Origin of the sequence: Bifidobacterium sp. AGR2158 (assembly GCF_000424225.1) — a bacterium.
In the GTDB taxonomy this organism is placed as follows: Bacteria; Actinomycetota; Actinomycetes; order Actinomycetales; family Bifidobacteriaceae; genus Bifidobacterium; species Bifidobacterium anseris.
On record NZ_AUJM01000012.1, the window covers coordinates 79,126 to 101,713 of the forward strand.

Sequence of the window (22,588 nt, forward strand, 5' to 3'; positions counted from 1 at the left end):
TGAATCAATGGGTGTCACGTTGTGGGAGACATTGTCTCAATGGGCGTTGCGCTATGTCCAAATCAGCGAGACCGACAGGGAGACATCGGCACTACAGCGCGGTTTGTCTAAATCGGTGGACATTATGTCCTCCGATTGCTGAGTCGATATGACTCAACAATCGGAGGATGCAAGAGAAAGCCGCCAAATCACTGCCGCCGCAAGGATTCGCTGGTATCAACACGAAAACGGCGGCTCTGCTCAGTATTCGGCGACGCCATGCAGGATCCGGGTGTGTCGCCGCCGTCAGTTGCTCGTCAGGAACTTCTCGTTACCGCGCGTGAAATCGAGGACGGCACCGGCGAGCTGCACATGTCCGCCAAGCGTCGGATCGGCGTCGAGCAACATCTGTGCACGTTCGCGCGCATCGGCGATCATCGGCGCGTCCTTGACGACGCGCAGCAGCCTAAGGCTCGACTTGCCGCCCGACTGCGCGTCGCCGAGCACGTCGCCGGCGCCACGCAATTCGAGATCCTTCGCGGCGATGTCTGCGCCGTCGAGCGAATCGGCGATGACCTGCAGCCGTTCCTCGGCGATCGTGCCCGGCTCGGCACGCGACACGAGGAACGCCCATGCGTCGGTGCCGCCACGGCCGACGCGGCCACGCAGCTGATGCAGCTGCGACAGGCCGTAACGGTCGGCGTCGAAGATGACGATGCAGCTCGCCTGCGGCACATCGACGCCGACCTCGATGACGGTCGTCGCGACCATGACCGGCGTCTCACCGCTCGCGAACTCCTCCATGACGCGCTGCTTCGTCGCGTCGTCGTCACGCCCGGTGAGCGTGCAGATCACAACGCCGCGGAACTGCGGCAACGACTGCAATCGACCGCGGATCTCGGTCACCGAATGCAGCGGCGGACGCGGATGGTCGGGGTCGTCGCCGAGTTCGACGATCTGCATGTCGTCGTCGGCGCCCGTGCCGTCTTCCTCGGGCACGTCGATGCGCGGGCAGACGATATACGCACGTTCGCCAGCGTCGATGCGCGCACGCAGATGCCAGAACATGTCGGACATCAGCTTGCCGTCCTCCTCCGGCACGATGAACGTGCGGATCGGACGGCGGCCGCCGGGCAGTTCGGTCAGCCACGAGATGTCGAGATCGCCGAACCACGTCATCGCAGCCGTGCGCGGAATCGGCGTCGCTGTCATGACGAGCAGATGCGGATCGCGCTCCGACTTGCCGCGCAAAGTCTCACGCTGCTCGACGCCGAAGCGGTGCTGCTCATCGATGACGGCGAGCGCAAGGTTCGGCGCCTGGAAGGACTTCGAGAACGCGGCGTGCGTCGCAACAACGATGCACGGTTCGCCGCTCGCCGCCTTCGCGAGGACACGTCGGCGCGCGGCGAGCTTCATGCCGCCGGTGAGCAGCAGCACCGGCGCATCGTCGCCGAGCGTGCCGACGGATGCGCTGATCGACTGGTAATGCTGCTCGGCGAGCACCTGCGTCGGCGCGACGAGCACGGCCTGATGGCCGGAGCCGACGGCCTGCAGCATCGCGGCGACGGCGACGACGGTCTTGCCGGAGCCGACCTCACCCTGCAGCAACCGCTGCATCGGATGGTCGGCGCGCATGTCGGCGCCGATCGCGTCGATGACCTGACGCTGGCCGTTCGTCAGCGGGAACGGCAGCGTGGCAATGTAGTCGTCACGCAAGGCGACATCATCACATCGGAAGGCTTCGCTCGCGCTCGCCGCGTCACGCGCCATCAGCAATGCGCACTGACAGACGAAGGCCTCCTCGTAGCGCATCGTCTGAATCGCATGGCGGAAGTCGGCGACGGCATCCGGGTCGTGAATCGCGCAGAAGGCCTGCGCACGATGCATCAGATGGAGTTCGGCGCGCACCTGCTCGGGCAGCACGTCCGGAATCGCCACCTCGAGTGCGGCGCGCGTGCGCTCGCCCTCGTCCCACAGCGAATGCGCGGGTTCGTCGGCGGCGGTGTCGGCGGCGGTCGCGGTTGCGATGGTAGCGGTTTGCGGGTCCTCGCCGGCGAGCATACGCAGCAGCGCGAGAATCGTTTCATGGATATGCTCGCTCGAAATACGCGAATTCGCATGGTAGACCGGGCGCGGACGGCAGACACGGGCGAGGCCCTGCGCGACGGAATCGACGTCATACTTGAGTGTGCGGGCGGGCGTGTTGCGCGCGTGGGTGGCTTGGGCGCAGGACGCGTCGTCGAAGGCGAGTTGCGCGGGTGCGGGGGTCGGCGTGTCGGGTGCGACGGTCAGGACCTCCGGATGTGTGAACTGCAGACGGTCGTTGAACACGCTCGGTTCGCCGGCGATGACGATGCGCATGCCGGTGATGAGTCGCGACGCCATCCAGTCGACGTACGATTTGCGGTGCGAGAAGAAGACGAGGTTCGCGACGGCCGGCGCCAAGCCGTGTTCGCGGGCGAAATCGGTGTCGTCGACGAGCACTTCGAGACGGTAGGAGCCGCGCGAGCTCATCGGCGCGACGCGTACGCCGCGGATGACGACCGGGCAGGCCATCTTCTCGCCGAAGCGCACGTCGCTGAGCGCACGCACCGGCACCGGCTCGGTCACGCGGAACGGGTAGTAGCTGAGCGCCTCGCCGACCATCGTGACGCCGAGTGCCTTGAGCGCACTGACGCGCCGCTTGTTCGTCAGCAACGACGCCAGCGGTGTCTCCACGGTCACGGTACTCATAACCCCCCATTCTCTCACGCGCGCGGACAGTACAGCTGCGCCCCACCCGCGGTGTGCCCCGCTCCGTCCCGCTCCGTCGCCCTGCTCGACAACTCGCCCCACAAACCGCCCCCCCCTTCCGTCCCGAACTGTCGCCCCAGTCGACAACCCGACCCGCGAGGAGGTCTGGTTCCGGTCCGAACCGTCGACCCCGCCGGCAACCCAGCCCGCTCCGTCCCGTTCCATCGGCTCAGTCGACCAACCCACCCGCAAAACGGCCCGGTTCCGGTCCGAACCGTCGACGGGGGCGATGGAACGAGCCGGCCAGATGGCCGTCCGGGCATAAGGAAAGCCCCGGCGGATGAGGAACTCATTCGACGGGGCTTGATCATGCGTTTCGCATGGTTCAATGCATATCAGTTGGCGCTCACACGCTGAACCTTGCCTGCCTTGAGGCATTTCGCGCACACGCGCAGGCGGACGTTCTGACCGTCCACGGTGGTGCGAACCGGCTGGAGGTTCGGCAGGAAGCGGCGCTTGTTACGAATATGCGAGTGCGACACGGAATAACCCGTACGCGGGCCCTTGCCACACACTGCACAACGAGCTGCCATAATGGACTCCCTATAAATTACTGTTGACTTGCAAGTCTGCGTGCGGCTGCGCGCATACAAAGACGTACGCCGTCACACACAACTTCCCAATGATACAACCAGACGCCGGACAACGCCACCCTTCTACGCACTTCTTCACAATCGTGCTTCCCCGCACTCCCCCACGCCCCCATTCCCCTATTTCGCCGATCCGTGTCCATCCGCGCGCGCCCGTGTCCCGCCGCCGCGCGCAAGCGTCTACAATCGTAAGCAGAGCGTCCCGTCTGGGGGCCGCAAGGTACTGGCGGACGTGCAAACGAGAGGGAACTGGAAACAGCCATAACAGGCGAAGGACAAGCGAACCACAGACAAGGCAAACCAAAGACCAAGCAACCAAGGTAAGTGGAACCTGCGCGCATCCGCCGACGGGCGCGCGACGGGTTCTCATGGGAAAGGAACTAACCATGCTCAGTGACATCGTCAACAAAATCCGCGCGCAGCGCGACCATGAACCCACCGTGATCTCCCTCGGCCAGACCTGGGTGGACACGCTGATGCATGTGCCGGAAATGCCGCAGGCCGGCCGTTTCATCGAAGCGAGCACGGTGACCCGTTCGATCGGCGGCAGCTTCCAGGTGCTCGACGCGGCTGGTCGCATGGGTGCGCGCACCGAGTTGGCGAGCATGATGGGCACCGGCCCGTGGGCCGATTGCATCGCGTCCGCGCTGCGTCGCGCGCACATCGTCCACACCGGCCGCACGTTGCCCAATCAGGACAACGGCATGCGCATCATCCTCTCCGACGGCGAAGTGAAGTCCTACGTCGCGCATCACGGCGCCGAATCGCATGGCGACGCCGACGCCTACGCGAACGCGCACCCGAAGAAGGGCGACGTCGTGCACATCGGCAGCAACGCGCTGATGAACGACGGCGCCGTCGCCGTCCACAAGTTCCTGTCGCGTCCCGAATGCCAACCGCAGACGAGTGATTTCCGCATCGTGCTCAATTCGACGAGCGCGCTGCGTCTCGTCAACGCGCAGCTGCTCGAAACGTTGATCCTTGCGCGCCCAATCTGGTCGATGAATCGTCAGCAGGCGTATTCGCTCGCCGAACGACTGTCGATCAGCATCGACGAAACGCCGACCTTGCGCGTTTCCGGAGGTTTCGACGAGTCGATGCATGCGCTGTGCACGGCGCTGAGCGACGTGCTGCATGCGCCGATTGTGCTGCGTGCCGGCTCGCGCGGCGCGTGGATCCGTCAGCATGGCGAGGGCGTCATGCATATCGACGGCTTCCCGACGAAGGCGACGCACATCCGCTCGGCCGGCCCGGTGCATACGGGCGCGCTGTGCGCACTGCTCGCCGAGGGCTGGGATCTTGAGGCGAGCGTGCAGATCGCGAACGCGGCGTCCGCGCTGGCGATCGCGCACAACGTCGGCGGCGTGCCCGTCTGCCCGCCCTATGACGAGGCGACCACGTTCATCAAGGACCGTCTCACCGACTGATTTCGATTTCCCTTGATGATTGAGATTTTCCCCTGAAATCCACCCATGCAACGAGAACGGGCCGGAGACCGCAAGGTCCCGGCCCGTTCTCGCGAGCGCGTGCAGCCGCCACCCGCGCAGCCGCGCGCTGCCGCGCTACTCCCCGCGTTCCGCCGCGAGCACGTCGTCGGCGTTGAGCACGCCGTAACGCAGGCACTGCCGCAGCAGTCGCAGCACGTCGCCGTCGGTCGAGTTCGCGATGATGTCGGTGGCCGCGTCGGCGGCGCATGGGAAGCCGGCGTCAACGAGTCCCATCGCCGCTTCGGCGAGCACGTCGAGTGCGCGCGCCTGCGGGGCGACCGGAATGCCGACTTCGCGCAGTCGTGCGACGGCCTGATCATGGTCGGGCAGCTTGTCCCAGCCGAGCTGTGCGAGCAGCTGCACGACCTCACGGCGCGCGGACGGCGCATAGGAGGCGCTGTCGAGCGTGCGCATCGCGTAGCAGGCGGCCGCCGATTCGCGGTCGCCGGTGTTCCACAGCGCGTAGGCGAGGCGGTAGTAGACGAAGTCGACGTCGTCGCGGGCGACGGCGATTGTCAGCGCGAACTTGAGCACGCGCGCCGCGGCCTCGTAGTCGTCGGCGTCGGCGTGCACGACTGCTTCCTCGAAGTAGGCGGACGCGCAGGTCGGCGCGATGTGTTCCATCGCCTTCGCTTGTGCGACGGCGGCCTGATAGTCGCCGTCGTCGCGGTAGATGTGCGTCAGTCCGACGCGCGCGTTGTACAGCGCGTCCGGCGCCTTCCAGTAGCGCGTGGCCGGACCGTCGTCGACAAGGGAGACGAGCAGTCGCTGCGTCGGGTTTTCGCAGTACAGCGGCCGTTGGTTCACCGGCGCCTGTTCGCTCATTTCGATCTGCATGATGACCGATTCGAGTTCAATCGACGTCCCGATCGGCGTATCCTCTTCGTTGTCGCGACGCAGATCCATCACTTCCGATCCCTTGATCGTGGCGTCGTCGTGCAGGATGTCGAGGTCCTGCGCACGGTCGGCGCGCAGCAGCGACGACAGCTGCGGCGGCAACGGCCGCGTATCCGCCCACAGCGGCGTGCGGTTCGCCAGCAACGACTGCGGCACCGGCAGCGGCGTGATGACGTCGAGTCCGCGGCGCGCGTTGAAGGCGAGCGAGAACGCCGCCGGCTGCAGCATCGGCAGGATGCGCGCCGGATCGTCGTCGAGCGCCGCGTCGTCGAAGAAGCCGTCGCGGTAGCGCGGCAGCACGTTCGTCGTGAACGATGCGCGGTCGAAGGCGAGCGAGAGCACCGGATCCTCGGTTTTGTACAGCGATCCGCGGTAGCCGGTGACGGTGACGCGCGTGACGTACGGGCCGGCGGTGAACGCGATCTGCGCGAGCAGACCGGCGAGTTCGAGCGCGTAGGTCGCGGCGTGCGCGGCGCGCATCGCACGCACGTCGACGACGTGGCCATCGCGGAAGTCGCTCGACTGGAATTGCGTTTCGTCGGGGGCGGAGAAGATGACCGCCATCTCGCCGGTGGCCGTGTTGACGTCGGCGCGGTATTCGAAACGATGCGGCAGAATCAGCGATTCGCCGATCGTGATGAAGCGCGTCAGCGTGTCCCACATGCCGCCAGGCGTGGCCGCCGCGTCGTTGATGCGCGCGAAGCGGTTGTTGACGTTCGCGTAGTCGAGCACATGCTCGATGTGCTGTGACCAGATGTGGTCGCGCAGGCGCACCGCGGCATAGCAGGCGGCTTCGTCGAGCGTCGTGACGAAGCCGTTCTCGTTGTCCTTGCCATCCGCCGAGTGGCGCACAGCGGCGACGCGGTTGAGCGCGGATTCGATGGCGAGCACGACGTGCCTGTCATCGGTCGGCATGTCGCCGTTGAACACGGCCCAGAACAGGTTCGTTCCGTCGACGATGATGAAACGCACTGGCTGGCGTGCGCTGACCGGACGCAGCCCGGCGGCGCCCGCTTCGATGAGCTCGCGTGCGGCGAAACGGTCGACCGGTGCCGCCGTGGCCGCGTTCACAGCGCCTCTCCAGACGATCGAGTCGATCGCGTCGGCGACCGGTTCGCGCGTCACCCTCCTGAACTCGTCGAAGATGCGGCCAAGGCCGGCGCCGGGACGACGTCCTTCGAGCGTCGGGAAATGGTAGACGAGCAGCCAGCTTGCCGCGAGCATCGTCCGTACCGCGAATCTGCCGTGCGCGTACGGGCCGAAGTCGAGCGCGGCGGCGAGGATCATCAGTTCGTCATCGAAACGCTGGTATTCGCCGAAGCTGACGCCGTGTTCGGGTTCGAAGATGCTGCGCACGCGCATCGGGCCGGTGTGGTCGGTGCTGTCTTCGTCCCATTCGGCGAGGAGCACGTCGGGATGGTGGTCGCGCAGCGGATCGCCCGCGTCTTCGATGTTCTCGGTGATCGGATGGTCGATGTGGTAGACCTTCAGATCGTCGCGCATCCATGCGAGGATCCGCACGCCGCCGTCAACCAGTTCGACGATGTAGCCGAGGCCGCGCTTCGGCTGCGGTAGCGCATCTGTCACCTCGTAGATGTGGCCGGCCGGCTGTCCCGGCAGCGGCTGCAGGCGCTGCCCGCGTCCGGGATTGGCGATCGTAGGTGCCGTCTGCACAGGAATCGCCACAGTCGCCGGAACCTGCGGCGCCGGCGGCATCTGTGGAACCTGCGGCTTGCCGGAGCCCGGCGCCGGCGGCGTCGGAAGGGGTGGCACGGTGAAACCGTTCGTGCCGTTCATCTGCGTCATCTTTGCGTCCTTTGATCGTTGCTGTTCTGATCGTTGCTGGTCATCTGCGTCGATTGCGTCGCCGACGTCACACTTCCTCGAGTTCGTCCTCGCTCGAGGTGCCGTAGCGCAACGTGCCGCCGAGCCAGTTGAGTGTGTCGTCACGTTCGGCGGCCGCGAGCAGATGCGCGCCGACGCCGGCGGCTTTCGGGAAGCCGGCGTCCACGAGGTCGATCGTGTTGCGCGCGAGCAGATGCATCAGGCCGTGCGACGGCACGACCGGAATGCCGTTCGCACGCAGCAGCTGCTTGGCGTCGTCAAGCTCCGGCGCGCGGGAGAGATCGCCGCCGAGTAACTCGGTGAGCTCCTCGATCGCCGTTCCGCGCAGCCATGGCACCGGCTGCATCAACGTCATTGCGTAGCAGGCGGCGGACAGCTCGGTCTTGCCGAGGTTGCGCATCGCATAGGCGAGTCGGTAGTAGAGCATGGCGACGTCGGAGGCTTCGACGGCGCGCGGCAGCGCCTTCGTCAGCACGTCGGCGTCCTTGGCCCAATCGGGTTCCTCGACCTCCACATACATCGCCGATTCGTGCACGTACGATGGAATCGACAGTTTGCCGATGTGGTGGATGCGCGCAAACAATTCGCGCGCCTTGTCGTACTGCCCGTTGGCGACGCTGATGCGCGCGAGTTCCATCAGCGCGCGGAACAGTGCGTCCGGCACCTTGAAATACCTGATCGTCGACGGGTCGACGCTCGGCTGGCCGTCCACGTGCGTCTGCGGATCGTCGTCGTCGGCGAGCGCGACGAGTTCGCGTTCGCCCTGGTTGTTGCAGTACAGCGGCCGGAACGTCGCCGTCTCCTGCGGCAGCGGCTTCGTCAGTTCCATGACGACCGATTCGAGTTCGATCGCGGCGGACACCGGCGACTCCTCGTTGTCCTTGATGATCTTCTCGACGTCGGCGAGCGAGATCGGCGCGTCGTCGTGCAGCACGTCGAGTTCACATGCGCGATCGGCACGCAGACGGTCGGCGAGGTCGGCGGGCAGTTCGCGCATGTCCTTCCACAGCGGCACGCGGTGCGCGACGATCGCCGGCGGCAGTGGCAGCGGCGTGACGCCCTTAAGGCCAAGGTCGTCGCCAAAGTCGACGACGCATTCGGCCGGCGCGAGCAGCCGCAGCAGCGCGTTCGGGTCGAAGTCGAACACGTCGTCGTCGATGTCGCCGCCGAGGTAGTACGGCAGCACGCCACCGTAGAAGGCCATGCGTTCGAAGCGCATCGACAGCACCGGCGTGCCAGTGAGCGTGCCGGCGCGCGCCGTAATCGTCACCGACGTCGTCGCCGTGCTCGACGAGAAGCCGACGTAGGCGAGCAGGCCGACGAGTCGCAGCGCGTAGACGGAGGCCTGCGCGCCGCGCGTGTCTCGGATGTCCTGCCAGACGCCGTCGTCATCGACGCGTGAGGCCGGGAAGCCCATCGCCGTCGGCGCATTGCACGCAATCGCCATCGTGCCGGACGCGTTGTCGACGTCGACGCCGTATTCGAGGCGCAGCGGCAGCCGCAGCTGTTCGGCGACGTTGCCGAAGCGCGTCAGCGACTCCCATGCGCCGCCGCGCTTGGCGCACGCGTCGTAGAGCTCCATGTAGGGGTTGCGCGCGTCGATTTCGCCGCGCACGAAACGCGCATGCTCGTTCCAGTGGGCGAGGGCGGCGCGGAACACGAAGCCGGCCGTGCGGTCGTCGAGCGTCGAGAGCAACGCGACGTCGTTGTCACGGTGGGCGGCGGCGTTGCGCGCGTCGATGAGACGGTTGAACGAACCTTCGACGGCGATGACGAGGTCGCGCTGCAGGCCTTGCACGGCGTCGGCGTCGAATTTGATCCAGAACTGCCCTGTCGAGTCGATGCGGTGCATGCTGAGGTCGGTGTTCGCGGCGATCGCGCGGATCTGCGGCGCGCCGATTTCGACGAGCTGGCGTGCGAGCGCGCGTTCGATCGGCGTGACGCGCGCGGTGTTCGACGTGCCGCGGTGAATGATCATGTCGATCGCGTCGGGCAGCGGCATCTTCTCGATCTGTTCGAACAGGTCGACGAAACGGCCCGAGCTTGTCGTGAGCCGTTCGCCGAGCAGCTTCGGCAGGCGGCATGCGACATGCCAGCATGCGGCGATCGCCGCGGCGCGCGAATGCGACGCGGACCCGTAGGTGCCGACGTCGAGGGAGCAGTCGGCGATGTATACGCCGCCGTCCCGGTCGACCGTGTATTCGCCGATGCAGATCGGCAGGTCGGGATCGTCGGCCTTGAAACCGTGTTCGACGTCCCAGACGAAGATGCCGCCGATGCGGTCGTTGCCTTCGTTCCACGCGTCCAGTTTGAGTTCGACGTCCGCCGTGCCCGGGTCCTCGGCAAGCACGGTGGAGGTCGGGTGCACGGCGTCGTCGTGGCCGATCCATGCGAGGATGTTCATCTGTCCGGACGGCGTGAGTTCGACGATGTATCCCTGGCCGTCTTCGGGCTGTTCAAGCTCCTGCACGATGCCGATGCGCATCGCCTGCGGCTGTCCGGGAACCGGGTCGATGAGCCGCACAGGGCCGTTCGTGTGGCCGTTCGCCGGCGCGGGCGGCGGTACTGCGGCGCCGATGCCCGGCTGCTGCGCTGATTGTGTAGGCTGCGCCGTGGCTTCGGTGTCGCCTTGTGCCTTGTCCTTCTTCCTGCCGAATCCAAACACGTGTGCTCCTTTCCGGCGGCCGTATCCTACCGTCGTCGTTTTCGCATATTCGCGCCGCCACCGTCCATCGCCGGACGCGGCCTGCTGCAGGACCCCATCGCCCGTATGCGCCTACGCCACCACTGTGGCGCGCCTTTCCATGGTTTTGACAGTGTAGCGCAGTCGCGGCGCGCCTTCACCGCCGTCCCAACACGTGAGAACCCGCCGATGCGGTACCGTGGTGTCCATGAACGTCCTCCTCGCCTTCGACAAGATCTTCCTGTGGTTTCTGCTGTACAGTTTCATCGGCTGGCTGTGGGAGACCTGCCTCAACATCGTCATGAAGCGGCGTTTCGTCGACCGTGGCATCCTCAACGGCCCGCTGTGCCCGATCTATGGCTTCGGCGCGCTGCTCGCCATCTACGCGCTGCCCGGCGAGCACACGTTCCTCGCCGTCTTCCTCAGCAGCGGCGTCCTCGCCTGCACCCTTGAATACCTGACTTCGTGGGGCATCGAGAAGTTGTTCCATATGCGGCTGTGGGACTATTCGAACAAGCCGTTCAACATCAACGGCCGTGTCTACCTCAACGGCTTCATCTTCTTCGGCCTCGGCTGCACCGTCATCAAACTGTGGGCGCAGCCGCACGTCGCCGAATTGTGCGACGCAATCCCGCCGACGACACTGATCGCCGTATCGACGACGCTGCTCGTCATCACGCTCGTCGACGCCGTCATCACCTTCGGCAGCCTGATCAGCATGAACGGCCGCCTCGCGCGCGTCGAATCGGACATCAAGGCCGTCAAGCAGCGCGGAATCACGCATATCGACGCCGGCATCACCGCCGCCGACGACCATATCGAAGCGGCCGGCGCACGCCTCAACGAGGTCACCGACGGCCTCGGCACGCGCGCCGTGACGAAGGTGCGCGACGCCGGCGAACGCGTGCACGACACGAGCGACCAGCTCTCGACGCGCGTGCACGATCTGTTCAGCCTGCAGCAGCGCCGCCTCATCGACGCGTACCCGCAGATGCGGACCGTGCACGACCCGCATCTGCTCAAGGAGGTGCGCGCGCAGTTCGCGAAGTACCGTGCGGATCGCGCGTCGCGCTGAGCGCTGCGCCGGCGCAACGTGCGCGACATGGTTTCGGCGTACGCTGGCCTCATTCCCGTCCACCCGATCCGAAAGGCTGCCATGATCAACGACCGTTACAAGGACATGCTCAACGAGAAATCCGTCATCCGTTCGATCAGTGAACGCGCGAGCGCGCGCAAACGCGAAATCGGCGCGGACCATGTCTTCGATTTCTCGATTGGCAACCCGAACGTACCGTGCCCGTCGCAGTTCACCGACGCGATGCTTGACCTTTACTCGACCGAGCCACCGCATGTGCTGCACGGCTACAGCCCGTCGATGGGCATCCTGTCGGTGCGTCAGGCGATGGCCGATTCGCTCAACCGCCGCTTCGGCATGGACTACGAGGCCGCGCACCTGTTCCCGACGGCCGGCGCGACCGGCGCGCTCGCGCACGCGTTCCGCGCGGTGACGAAGCCGGGCGACGAAATCGTCACCTTCGCGCCGTTCTTCCCCGAATACCTCCCGTACGTCGAGGGCACCGGCGCGAAGCTGACCGTCGTGCCGCCGGACACCGAGCGTTTCCAGATCGATTTCGACGCCTTCGAGCGTGCGCTCAACCCGAAGGTCGCGGCCGTGCTCATCAACACGCCGAACAATCCGTCGGGCACCGTCTATTCGGCCGAGACGCTCGAGACGCTCGCCGACATGCTGCGCGCCAAGCAGCGCGAGTTCGGCCATGACATCTTCCTGATCTCCGACGAGCCGTACCGCGAGATCGTCTTCGACGGCGCCGAGCAGCCGTATCCGGCGCGCTTCTACGACAACACGCTCACCTGCTATTCGTTCTCGAAGTCGCTGTCGCTGCCGGGTGAGCGCATTGGCTACGTCGCCGTCAATCCGCGCGCGACGGACGCCGATCTGCTTGTGCCGATGTTCGCGCAGATCAGCCGCACGATCGGACACAACTGCCCGTCGTCGTCGATTCAGCTCGCCGTCGCGCGCGTGCTCGGCGACACGAGCGACCTGTCGATCTACGAGACGAACATGAACATCATCTATGACGCGCTCGTCGATCTCGGCTTTACGGTGGCGCGCCCCGGCGGCACCTTCTACATCTTCCCGAAGGCGCTTGAGGAGGATGCGAACGAGTTCGCGCGCAAGGCGATGGACTACGACCTGTTCATGGTGCCTTCCGATTCCTTCGGCATGCCCGGCTATCTGCGTATCTCCTACTGTCTGGAGACCGATCAGGTGCGCCGCGGCGTCGCGAGGCTGCGCGAGTTCGTCTCCGAAGTCTACGGCGGCTGAAGTCTGCGGCGTCCGACTTCCGCCCGCCGCAATCGCCCGCCCGCTCGCGGCCGTCCGCCCGTACAATAGGCTGCGGGGACGGCCGCAGCGGCACGTTCCGGGAAGGCCGGCATGGGTAACATTCTCGACTATGCGCATACGGAGACCCGTGATTTCTCCCAGTGGCCGTTTCATATGGCCGATGCGCTCGTGTTCGCGCTGCTGAGCTACGACAAGATCCCCTCCGATGTGCCGACACTTGCGGCGCTCGAGGAGCGTTACGGCAGTTTCGGCAGGCGTGTGTGCTCCTTCGATTGGCGACGGCTCTCCCATTCGCTGCGTGCGCTTGTCCGCGCGCCCTTCGACGGCCCGGCGCTGCGCCGCATCGAGCATGAGCTCGGCGAATATGAGACGACCCATCCGTACATCGCGAGGCATTCCGGCTTCGGCGATCCGCATGAGTCGCATGCGTTCTACCGTTCGATCGCCGCGAATCCGCGGTTTTCGGTCGTGCATGTCTCGGCGGCCGAGGAACGCTTCGACGAGGCCGAGCAGACGCAGTTCGCCGCGCTGACCTTCCGGCTGCCAACCGGCGAGCTCGTCATCGCCTTCCGCGGCACCGACGATTCGCTCGTCGGCTGGAAGGAGGATTTCAACATGGCCTTCCAGTATCCGGTGCCGGCGCAGAAGCAGGCGGCCGACTATCTCGAGAAGGTGGCCGCGCTGTGGGACGGCGACATCATCCTCACCGGGCATTCGAAGGGCGGCAACGTCTCCGTCTACGCGGCGATGAACGCGCATGACGACGTCAAGGACCGCATCCGCCACATCTACTCCTTCGACGGCCCCGGTTTCCCGCCGGACGTCGTACACAGTTACGAATACGGCACCGTCGTCGACCGCATCACGAAGGTCGTGCCCGATTCGTCGATTATCGGCATGCTGCTCAATGAATCGCCGCATGAGAAGCTCGTCGTCGTCAAGTCGGACGCCGACGGCCTCGGTCAGCATTCATGCTACAGCTGGCAGATGCACGGCGACGAGTTCGAGATTGCGCCGGAAGGCCTGTCGGACAGTTCGAAAATCTTCAACGATGCGCTCAACGACTGGCTCGCCGGCATGACGCAGCGGCAGCGCGAGCATGGCGTCGAGGCGCTGTTCCGCGTGCTGACGTCAAGCGGCTACAAGAGCACGACCGAGCTGATGAAGGCCGGCCCGCGCGTCATTCCGAGCATGCTCGGGCAATATGTGGGACTGACGAGCGAGGAACGCAAATACATCAATCAGGCGCTGTGGATGCTCGCGACGGCCACGTTCCACCACTGATTCACCGCTGTCCAATCCTGCCGTCCGGTCGTCGAAACGTCCCATGTCGGCCTGTGGTATGGCCCACAGCGCAAAATGACGGTCCCCCTCACGACGGTCGAACAGCGCGATGCCCAGAGCCCGGACGTTTCGCCAGCAGCCATGCCACAGCCATTGAGCAATCATCTGCCTATAGACTTAGGAGCAGCACAACGGAAACGCGGGGCCGCATCCCACCCCGTCTCGTATACGGCGCATGATCCGAAAGGCATCCGGCACATGGGCCGACGTCAATGATCGAAGCGATCTGAAGGAGCGGAACGCATGTCTAGGCCTCGTCGTGATTCAGAGATTCTCCCTGCCAAGGAGCGGCTCGAGAATGCGTTCTGGACGCTGCTCGAGGAGCATGACTATGACCGCATCACGGTGACCGACGTCGTGCATGCGGCGCAGGTGAACCGCAACTCCTTCTACTACCACTACTCCGGACTGCCTGAGCTCGCCGATTCGGCGATCCTGCATGAGGTCGAGCGCCTGCCGATGCCGTTCTACGCGCATCCGGCCGGCGACCCGAACGTCGAATGGCGTCACTTCTGCGTTCGTCTGCTCAACGATCCCGAACAGTTGCAGCATCTCAACCGTCTCGCGCTGCTCGTCGGCCCGCACACGACGAACGAACTTGTCGAATCGCTGTGCGACTTCCTGCGCATGACGCTACTGACGCTCGTCGGCTCCGACACCGTCTCGATCGAGCCGAAGACGAAGGTGCTCGTCGATTTCTGTGTCGGCGGCATCGTCTCCTCGCTGTACAACTGGCCGCAGATGCGCAACCGCATCACCGTCGACGACCTGCTTGACAGCGACGTCGCAATTCTCGCGATGGGTCTGTTCCTGACGATGGCCGACGAGGATCCGACGTCCTATTGGCGTCGCATGGCGCTCGGCTACAACCGCGTCCACAACCATGTGCCGAGCTTCATCACGCCCGGCGACCGCTACCGCTGACCTGATTGCCGCAATGCCATGATTCCCACATGGCCGCTATGATGGCGATGGCCGCCGACCGGCGGCCATCGAACCGATTCTTCCGGGAGCGTCATGGACATCGTGTGGGACTGGCTGCGCGTGAACAGCGGCAAAATCATCCTCGTCGTCATCGTGACCGTCGCCGCGATGATTGCGGCGCGCATCACATCGCGCGTGCTCGACAAGGTATTGCGGCGTTCGCAGATCCCGAATGCGTCAATCTTCATCAACCTCTCGCGCATCCTCATCTGGACGCTCGCCGTCACGATCGTGCTCAAGCCGGTCTTCGGCGTCAACCCGGTCACGTTGTTCACAGCGCTCGGCATCGGCGGCTTCGCGATCTCGCTCGGCCTCAAGGATTCGATCGCGAACACGATCGGCGGTTTCCAACTGATGTTCTCGCATGTGCTGCAGCCGGGCGACGTCGTCTCGATCTCCGGCGTGACCGGCACCGTCACCGACGTCACGTGGAGGCAGACCGTCGTACGCGAGCGCAACGGCAACACGTTGATGATTCCGAATTCGGTGCTCAACACGACGGCGTTGGAGAAATATCTGCCGGCGAACGAGTCGCAGGTGGCGATTCCGTTCACGGCGAAACCGGGCGTCGACATGGACGCGCTGACGGACGAGCTGCTCGGCAAAATCGACGAATCGGCGCACGACCTGATCTGCGAGACTCCCCAGCCGCTCATCCGTTTCACCGGCTTCTCGCCGGCGGGCACAACCGGCAACATCATTGCCTATGCGCGGCCGGGCGTCGCATTGTCGGCGGTGACCGACGCGATCACGCGCGCCGTGAGCGCGTCGTCGATGTTCACCGATTTCGCCGCCTCCGGCTCGGTCGCCGCGAAGGACGCCGCCTCCCACTGATCGTGCGCGGCTACAGCAGCGTCATCGCGAACGTGCCGATGACGCCGAGGACGAGGAAGACGATGACACCGGCGTTGCCGAAGAAGGTCGGCATCGCGGCGCCGCGCGGCAGTTCGTCAGGCGCCTCGTACCAGCGCAAGCGCCGCCTTCTGCGGATGAGCAGCACGAAGCCGGCGATGATGCCGGCGAGCATCAGCACGAGGTAGAACGCCATCGCGACGATAAACAGCACGTCGCCGGTCTGCGGATGGCTCAGCAGGTCGGGTTTCGCGATGATCTGCTCGTAGCGGCCGAGCATCGTCGTGCCGATGAGCGCGCTGTTCGCGTTGATGACCATGTGCAGCGCGACGCTGTAGCGCAGCCGACTCGTGCGCGTGTAGACGTAGCCGAACAGCAGTCCCAGGCCAAAAGCGTAGAAGAACTGGTAGAGGTTGAGGTGGAACAGGCCGAAGAACAGCGCGGACAATACGATCGCCGGCTTTTCGCCGTAGCGGCGCAGGCGTCCGATGATCTGCTTGCGGAACAGCCATTCCTCGACGAGCGGCGCGACGACGACGGTCGCGATGGCCATAACGAACCAGTTCGATCCGGTCATCATCTCCGTGACGCGGTTGTCGGCCCGTCCCGACGACAGCAGTGCGGACAGGCCCGAGCCGAGCAGGTTGCCGACCCAGATGATCGGCAGGCACATCAGCAGATAGACGAACCACTGCGATGGGCGCAGAACGAAACGGCGCGTTGGCAGCAGCGGCACGCCGCGCAGCAGCTGGTAGCCGATCGGGATCGCGCACACGCACAGCGCGAAATCGGAGATCGTGATCGCCATCCATCCGGCCATGCTGCTGCGCAGCCACATGAAGGCCGACTGCAGCAGCAATGTGATCGCGCACCAGATGACGATGATGAACGTGAAGCCGGCACCGACACAGGATGCGCCACGGCGCGCCTTCGCGATGCGCTCGTCCATCTGCGGCTGCGGCATCTGCGGCCCGAGCGCATAGTACATCGGCGGCTGCGGCGGCAGTTGCTGTGATGGCTGCGGTTGCGGCGGAGTCGTCGGAACGCTCATCGGCTGCCTCACTGCAGGACGGCAGCCGTGAAGACGGTGCCGAAGAGCACGAAGACGAGGATGCACGCCAGGACGCTCAGCGCGATCGAGACGGCCGAGATAATGATGCCAGCGATTGCGAAGTCGCCGCCGCGTTCGCCGGTCTTCTTCGTCTGCGAATAGCCGATGATGCTCAGCACGAGGCCGATGAGTGAGAAAAAGAATGAGCAGACGAAGCCGGCGATCGACATGGCGTTCCATTTCGACGACGGCGCCGGATAATACTGCGGCTGCTGGTAGGGCGTGTACTGCGGCGTCGGCGCACCGCCGCCCATGTACGGATTGTTCATCATCGGATCGTTCTGGCTCATCGTTCCCTCGTTTCCCGCGCAGGTGCGCGTCTCCTCGGCGCCCGGCGGCGCCACGCATCGTTTCTACCTTAGACGAGAACGCCGCGTGGTGCACGCGGCGTTCTCACTGATCAATGACTGATCGGCGGCTGATCGACAGCGTGTATCAGACGCCGTCAGTCGTTGTTGAGCAGCGAATCGTAGTCGTCGCTCGTCACATCGCATTCGGACTGCGCATCGTAGGTCTCGTCGAGGATCGTCTTGCCCTTCGAGTCCTGCAGGATGAACTGAACCTTCGCGTCCTTGAGGTTGTAGTCGTCCTCCATCTGCTTCGCGAATTCACTCATCGGCGAGCACATGATGCCGTCGAGCATCGACGAGTAGATGCTGCTGTAGCCGTCGTAGGTCGAATCAGTGAAGCGGATCGCGTAGATGAGCGTGTTGCCCTTCGCGGACACGTCCATCTCCATGCCTTCGGTATCGCCGGAGGATTCCTCGATCGCCTGCTCGAGCTGCTTCTTGACCTCCGGGTTGCTGAAGGCCTGCTCAAGCGTCTTGCCGTCGCGCAGCGCCTGCTCGAGCGCGTCGCTGCCAAGGCTGCCGCCGCCGAGCGGCTCGTCGCTCGGGTCCTCGCTCGGCTCATCGAAGGGATCATCACTCGGATCGTCGAAGGGGTCGTCGCTCGACTTCGGCGACGACGTCTGGCTGTGCGACGAGGACGGGCTCTCGTTCGGCTTGTTGTCGTCGTGCTTGTTGAGCGCGATGACGGCGAAGACGACGCAGACGATGAGCAGCACGGCGGCGACGACGCTCGCGATGATGATCGGCGTCTTGCTGTTCTTCGGCGGCTGCTGGCCGTTGAATGGCGCGTTGCCGTCCGGCGGGATCTGCGGCGGCACCTGACCGGGGCCGCCATAGGAGGCGGCCGGCTGCTGCTCGTAGCCGTAGCCGGACTGCGGCACATAGCCGTTGCCGGATTGATAGTTGTTACCAGGCTGATAGTTGTTACCCTCAGCGTAGTTGCTGCCCTGCGGGGCCGGGGTACCATACGGCGGCTGCGGCTGCTGACTCACCGGAGGCTGGTTCATCGGCGGCATCGGCGCATAGTTGAAGGCCTGCGTCGGCTGCGACTGCGCGGCGCCGTCGAATTCAGTCGACCGCGGCTGCTGGCTTTCATACGGCGAGGCGAAGGGCTCCTGATAGTTCTGCATCGGCTGCGTCTGATTCAGCTGCGACGTCTGGCTCAGCTGCGGCGCTGGATTCATCGACTGTGACTGATCCATTTGCGGCGACTGGTTCGGCTGCGCGGACGGCGTGTAGGCCTGCGTCTCGTCGTAGCTGCCGTAGTTCATCGGCTCGGTCGCCGGCGCGCCGTAGGCCTGCGTCGGCTCACTGTAGGCCTGTGTCGGCGCGCCGTAGGCCTGCGTCGGCTCCTGGCCGGCCGTGCGCGTGTCCTCGTAATTCGGGTAGCTGGGGGTCTGCGGATAGCCCTGACCGCCCTGCGGCTGCGAGGTCGGATCGTACGGCGCATTGGGGTTGCTCATCGTGGTGTCTCCCTTGCTGTGGTCGGACGGACGGCCGACGCACATGGCATGGCATGACCGTCCCGTCGCGATGCCCGAGGCATCGTCGACGTCGTGGTTCGGCGGCGTCCGGCAATGGCCGCAACGAGCATGTCCCGCTAACGCGCGCGAATAGCAACAGTGTATCGAAGCTCCGTCCGACGCAGGCGCGCGTTCTGACCTATGAGATACCGACGTGAGATGTCAGCGTCCCGACATCGCCGTGCGCCAAGCGGGCGCCGGCCGTCAGTTACCGCCTTGCGAGTAGGCTGAAGACGTCGTAGAACCAGACGTTCCAGCACAGAGGTGACCATGTCCGAACCGACCTCCCAGCAAGCAACCACCGACCGCATCCATGTCGCCGTCATATACGGCGGCAAGGCGGACGAGCATTCGATCTCCTGCATCACGGCCGCCACGTTCCTGCGCGCGCTCGACCCGGCGAAGTTCGAGCCCGTCCTCATCGGCATCACGAAGGACGGCGCGTGGATCACCGACGGTGCCGATCCGCTCGACTGGGATCTCGCTCACGGCCTGCCGCAGGTCGAACGCGTCGACGGCTCGCGCGACGTCGTCCTCGACATCGGCCGCGGCTCCGACGGCTTCCTGGCGCGCAACGCCGACGGCACGCTCTCCTCGCTCGGCCACATCGACGTCGTCATCCCGGCGCTGCACGGACCGTACGGCGAGGACGGCACAATCCAGGGCCTTTTTGAGATGATGGGCGTGCCCTATGTCGGCTGCGGCGTGCTCGCGTCGGCGGCGTGCATGGACAAGCATTACACGAAGGTGCTGCTGGGCGCCGCCGGCATTCCGGTCGCCCCCGGCATCACGATCGACACGCGGCGTTTCGACGCCTCCCACCATTTCGCCGCCGACGGCGAGGCCTTCCTCGGACTCGTCGACGAGGCCGGACTCGCCTGGCCGCTGTTCGTCAAGCCGTCGCGCGCCGGCTCGAGCTTCGGCGTCACGAAGGTCGAACGCGTCAACGATCCGGAGGCGCTCGCCGCCGCCGTCTACGAGGCGAGTCTGCATGACTGGCGTGTGCTCATCGAACAAGGCATCGACGCGCGCGAAATCGAATGCGGCGTCATCCGTCCAAAGCCGACCGATTCGGCGCGCGCGAGCCTGCCCGGCGAGGTCGTGCTCGACAAGCGCGAGGACGGCGACGATCAGTTCTATGATTTCGATAGCAAATACATGGACGCGCAGGCGAGCCACACCGAGATCCCGCCGCAGCTGTCCGATGAACTGATCGAACGTGTCCGCGCGACCGCCGTGCGCGCGTTCAACGCCGTCGACGGCACCGGCCTGAGCCGTGTTGACACCTTCGTGACGGCCGAAGGCGACGTCCTCGTCAACGAAATCAACACCTTCCCCGGCTGCACGTCGATTTCGCTGTTCCCGAAGGCGTGGGAGGCCACCGGCATCCCGTTCCCGGACATGGTCACATTGCTCATCGAAGGCGCGCTGAGCCGCTGACGGCGGCGACAACAGATCGCGAACAAAACAGTAAGGGGTCGTGCACAGCAGCTGTACACGACCCCTTACGTTTGCAGTCGATTGATTATTGATTATCGACGATCGATCATTCGACGGTGATGTCCTTCGGGAACATCTCGGCGATCATCTGGTCGAAGGAGATGCCATCGTCGAGCACGCGCGTCACGGCCTTCGCGAGCGGCGTGTCCACATGGTACTTCTCGCCGAGCGCGACGACGGCGGACGCGGTCGCAACGCCTTCAGCGACGCCGTTGCTCGCCTTCGTCGCCTCCTCGACGCTCATGCCCTTGCCGAGGTTGTAGCCGAAGGTGTAGTTGCGCGACAGCGGCGAGCCGCACGTCGCGATGAGGTCGCCGACGCCGGCGAGGCCGTAGAAGGTCTCCGGCAGCGCGCCCGCCTCGGTGCCAACTTCCTTGATTTCCGTCAGGCCGCGCGTCTCGATCATCGCGGCCGTGTTCTCGCCGTAGCCGGCGCCGTGCGACATGCCGACGGCGAGCGCGACGACGTTCTTGAGCGATCCGCACAGTTCGAGGCCGATGACGTCCGAGGTGATGAAGGCCTTGAAGTAGTCGGTCGTGCACATCTTCGCGAAGGCGCGCGCGTTGTCGATGTCGGTGCAGCCGACGACAGTTGCGGCCGGTTCGCGCGCGGCGACCTGCTTGCTCAGGTTCGGTCCGGAGACGGCGAGGAATCGGTTCGTCTGCAGGTCGAGTGCCTCTTCAACGACCTGGTCCATGCGCTTGCCGGTGTCCTTTTCGATGCCCTTCATCAGCGAGACGACGAGCGCCTCGTCCGGCAGCAGGCCGTTGAACTCCTCAAGCGCCTTGCGTGCGACCTGCGCGGCGATCGCGACGACGACGACGTCAGCGTGCGCGACTGCTTCGGCACGGTCGCCGGTCGCCGTCATGTTGTCCGGCAGCTTCTCGACGCTCGGCAGCCGCACCGGATTGCGGTGCTCGGTCTGGATCGCCTTGACGATCTCCGGCTCGATCGCCCACATCGTCACGTTGTTGCCCGCGTCCGCGAGGACCTGTCCGAAGGCCGTTCCCCAAGCGCCTGCTCCCAGAACCGTGATGTTCGCCATATCGTGCTCCTTCCGCCGCGCATGCGCGCCGGCATCTGTCTGATGGCGGGGCCGGACCTCGACCCGTCCCCGCGGATTCGTCTGCTCTCTATTGTCGCCGTTGTTGCGCCGCGATGTTCGATTTCGCTCTTGGCGCGTTATTCTGCCTTCGCCGCCGCGTCCGTGGTCTTGTCGGCTGCGGTCATCTCTGCGACGGTCGTGGACTCAGCTGCCGTCTTGCCTAGCGCCTGCGCGTCGACGACATGCGGATCGCTGAACGGGGCAACCTCGGGCACTTCCTTCATGATGCGGTAATCATAAAAGCCGTCCGGCGCCTTGACGCCGCGGATATTCGCCATGACCTCCTTCATGCGCACGCGCACACGGCGCGCGAGTTCGTCGGCGAGTTCGATCGGCGGCTCATCGCCCCATTGGTCGGCGTTGGCGAGCAGATCGGCGTAGTCGAGCCGCGTGTCATAGCACATGACGACGTTCTTGCGCGGCCACGGCCACCAATGGTTGATGCTCGCGGCGCCCCACGTCACCGCGCAGTACAGCGGGATCTGATGGCCGACGCGGCGCGAGGCTTCGAGCGCGATGAAGCCGATGCCGTTCTTCATGCTCATCGGCCATTTCTTCGGGTCGCGCGTGACAGTGCCCTCCGGCCAGATCGTCAGCGCATGGTCGGAGGTGAGGATCTTGACCGACTCCTCCTCGATCTGCCTCGCCTTGCCGCTGCGGCGCGGCACCGGCTGCATGCCGACGGCGCGGAACCATTTGCCGATGATCGGCCACTTGCCCATCTCGGCCTTCGCCATGTAGCGGGGACGACGCCCCATCTGGAACATCGCGACCATCGGCACGAAGACGTCGAACTGCGTCACATGCGTGGCGGCCGTGATGTAGGCGCCTTCGACCGGCACGTTGTCAAGCCCCCACGCGCGCAGCTTGCAGCTTGCGCGCAGCACCTTCGCCGCGCCTTCGAGCAGGCGGTGCGTGATCTTCGGATTGAGTTCGTCGATTTCCTTCTGGTTCGGCCGGATGCGTCCGGTCGGGAACGGCCGGGTCGGGTCGACGAGATCGTATTCGGCCGCAAGCTTGGCGACCTGCTTGTTGCTCAGCGGCTCGACCGCCGAGCGCGGGGAGGGTTTGCCTTTGGATGCCATGCCCCCATTGTGCCCCGAGAACCGTACTTCGTTCCCGCCGCACGTCGATACGAAGAAGTCGATATGAAGAACCGGCCGGCTGGAGAGAAGGG

At 65.2% G+C, this 22,588-nt stretch carries 16 protein-coding genes; 7 read left to right on the forward strand and 9 right to left on the reverse strand.

Translation table 11 applies throughout. The annotated features are described in order from the left end of the window. Positions 1–285: 285 nt before the first annotated feature. Both G606_RS0103030 and rpmB read right to left on the reverse strand, forming a co-directional pair. Positions 286–2,712 carry an ATP-dependent DNA helicase RecG gene (locus G606_RS0103030; RefSeq protein WP_026644719.1) on the reverse strand — a complete coding sequence of 809 codons (2,427 nt, stop codon included), beginning with the start codon at positions 2,710–2,712 and terminating at the stop codon, positions 286–288. A 395-nt stretch (positions 2,713–3,107) separates the two neighbouring features. After that, positions 3,108–3,305 carry a 50S ribosomal protein L28 gene (gene rpmB, locus G606_RS10900; RefSeq protein ID WP_081663964.1) on the reverse strand — a complete coding sequence of 66 codons (198 nt, stop codon included), beginning with the start codon at positions 3,303–3,305 and terminating at the stop codon, positions 3,108–3,110. A gap of 443 nt (positions 3,306–3,748) precedes the next feature. Here rpmB and G606_RS0103035 point away from each other — a divergent pair, with 443 nt between their 5' ends. Then, on the forward strand, positions 3,749–4,789 hold the full coding sequence (locus tag G606_RS0103035) for a PfkB family carbohydrate kinase (RefSeq protein ID WP_034523562.1): 1,041 nt from the start codon (positions 3,749–3,751) through the stop codon (positions 4,787–4,789). A gap of 135 nt (positions 4,790–4,924) precedes the next feature. Here G606_RS0103035 and G606_RS09700 read toward each other — a convergent pair whose 3' ends face one another. Then, positions 4,925–7,552 (reverse strand): tetratricopeptide repeat protein, encoded by a 2,628-nt coding sequence (locus G606_RS09700; RefSeq protein ID WP_051198449.1) that lies wholly within the window; start codon positions 7,550–7,552, stop codon positions 4,925–4,927. Between the two features lie 67 nt (positions 7,553–7,619). After that, on the reverse strand, positions 7,620–10,256 hold the full coding sequence (locus tag G606_RS0103045) for a tetratricopeptide repeat protein (protein ID WP_026644721.1): 2,637 nt from the start codon (positions 10,254–10,256) through the stop codon (positions 7,620–7,622). 226 nt (positions 10,257–10,482) lie between these two features. On the opposite strand from G606_RS0103045, the gene G606_RS0103050 reads away from it, so the two are divergent. The 5 genes from G606_RS0103050 (at position 10,483) to G606_RS0103070 (ending at position 15,804) form a co-directional block, all read left to right on the forward strand. Further along, positions 10,483–11,349: a putative ABC transporter permease gene (locus G606_RS0103050; RefSeq protein WP_026644722.1), complete on the forward strand. Its 867-nt coding sequence runs from the start codon at positions 10,483–10,485 to the stop codon at positions 11,347–11,349. A gap of 81 nt (positions 11,350–11,430) precedes the next feature. Beyond that, positions 11,431–12,621 carry a pyridoxal phosphate-dependent aminotransferase gene (locus tag G606_RS0103055; RefSeq protein WP_026644723.1) on the forward strand — a complete coding sequence of 397 codons (1,191 nt, stop codon included), beginning with the start codon at positions 11,431–11,433 and terminating at the stop codon, positions 12,619–12,621. A gap of 111 nt (positions 12,622–12,732) precedes the next feature. Then, entirely contained in the window at positions 12,733–13,926 is a 1,194-nt protein-coding gene (locus G606_RS0103060; protein WP_026644724.1) for a DUF2974 domain-containing protein, read from the forward strand. A gap of 303 nt (positions 13,927–14,229) precedes the next feature. Further along, a complete protein-coding gene (locus tag G606_RS09705) occupies positions 14,230–14,910 on the forward strand; it encodes a TetR/AcrR family transcriptional regulator (protein WP_051198453.1) in 681 nt (226 codons plus the stop codon). Between the two features lie 93 nt (positions 14,911–15,003). Further along, positions 15,004–15,804 (forward strand): mechanosensitive ion channel family protein, encoded by an 801-nt coding sequence (locus G606_RS0103070; protein ID WP_026644725.1) that lies wholly within the window; start codon positions 15,004–15,006, stop codon positions 15,802–15,804. Positions 15,805–15,814: 10 nt separating this feature from the next. Here the strand turns inward: G606_RS0103070 and G606_RS0103075 are convergent, their stop codons facing one another. From G606_RS0103075 to G606_RS0103085, 3 genes are all read right to left on the reverse strand, one after another. Further along, the gene (locus G606_RS0103075) at positions 15,815–16,873 is read right to left on the reverse strand and encodes a CPBP family intramembrane glutamic endopeptidase (protein ID WP_026644726.1); all 1,059 of its coding nucleotides are present in this window, start codon (positions 16,871–16,873) and stop codon (positions 15,815–15,817) included. Between the two features lie 8 nt (positions 16,874–16,881). Beyond that, on the reverse strand, positions 16,882–17,223 hold the full coding sequence (locus G606_RS09710) for a DUF4190 domain-containing protein (protein ID WP_051198454.1): 342 nt from the start codon (positions 17,221–17,223) through the stop codon (positions 16,882–16,884). Between the two features lie 155 nt (positions 17,224–17,378). After that, complete coding sequence (locus G606_RS0103085) at positions 17,379–18,746, reverse strand: DUF4854 domain-containing protein (RefSeq protein ID WP_155802741.1); 1,368 nt, start codon at positions 18,744–18,746, stop codon at positions 17,379–17,381. A gap of 330 nt (positions 18,747–19,076) precedes the next feature. Here G606_RS0103085 and G606_RS0103090 point away from each other — a divergent pair, with 330 nt between their 5' ends. Then, a complete protein-coding gene (locus G606_RS0103090) occupies positions 19,077–20,246 on the forward strand; it encodes a D-alanine--D-alanine ligase family protein (RefSeq protein WP_051198457.1) in 1,170 nt (389 codons plus the stop codon). A 106-nt stretch (positions 20,247–20,352) separates the two neighbouring features. Here the strand turns inward: G606_RS0103090 and G606_RS0103095 are convergent, their stop codons facing one another. Together G606_RS0103095 and G606_RS09715 are read right to left on the reverse strand one after the other, a co-directional pair. Further along, on the reverse strand, positions 20,353–21,351 hold the full coding sequence (locus tag G606_RS0103095) for an NAD(P)H-dependent glycerol-3-phosphate dehydrogenase (protein ID WP_026644729.1): 999 nt from the start codon (positions 21,349–21,351) through the stop codon (positions 20,353–20,355). A 137-nt stretch (positions 21,352–21,488) separates the two neighbouring features. Continuing rightward, on the reverse strand, positions 21,489–22,496 hold the full coding sequence (locus G606_RS09715) for a lysophospholipid acyltransferase family protein (RefSeq protein WP_081663967.1): 1,008 nt from the start codon (positions 22,494–22,496) through the stop codon (positions 21,489–21,491). Between the last annotated feature and the right edge of the window lie 92 nt (positions 22,497–22,588).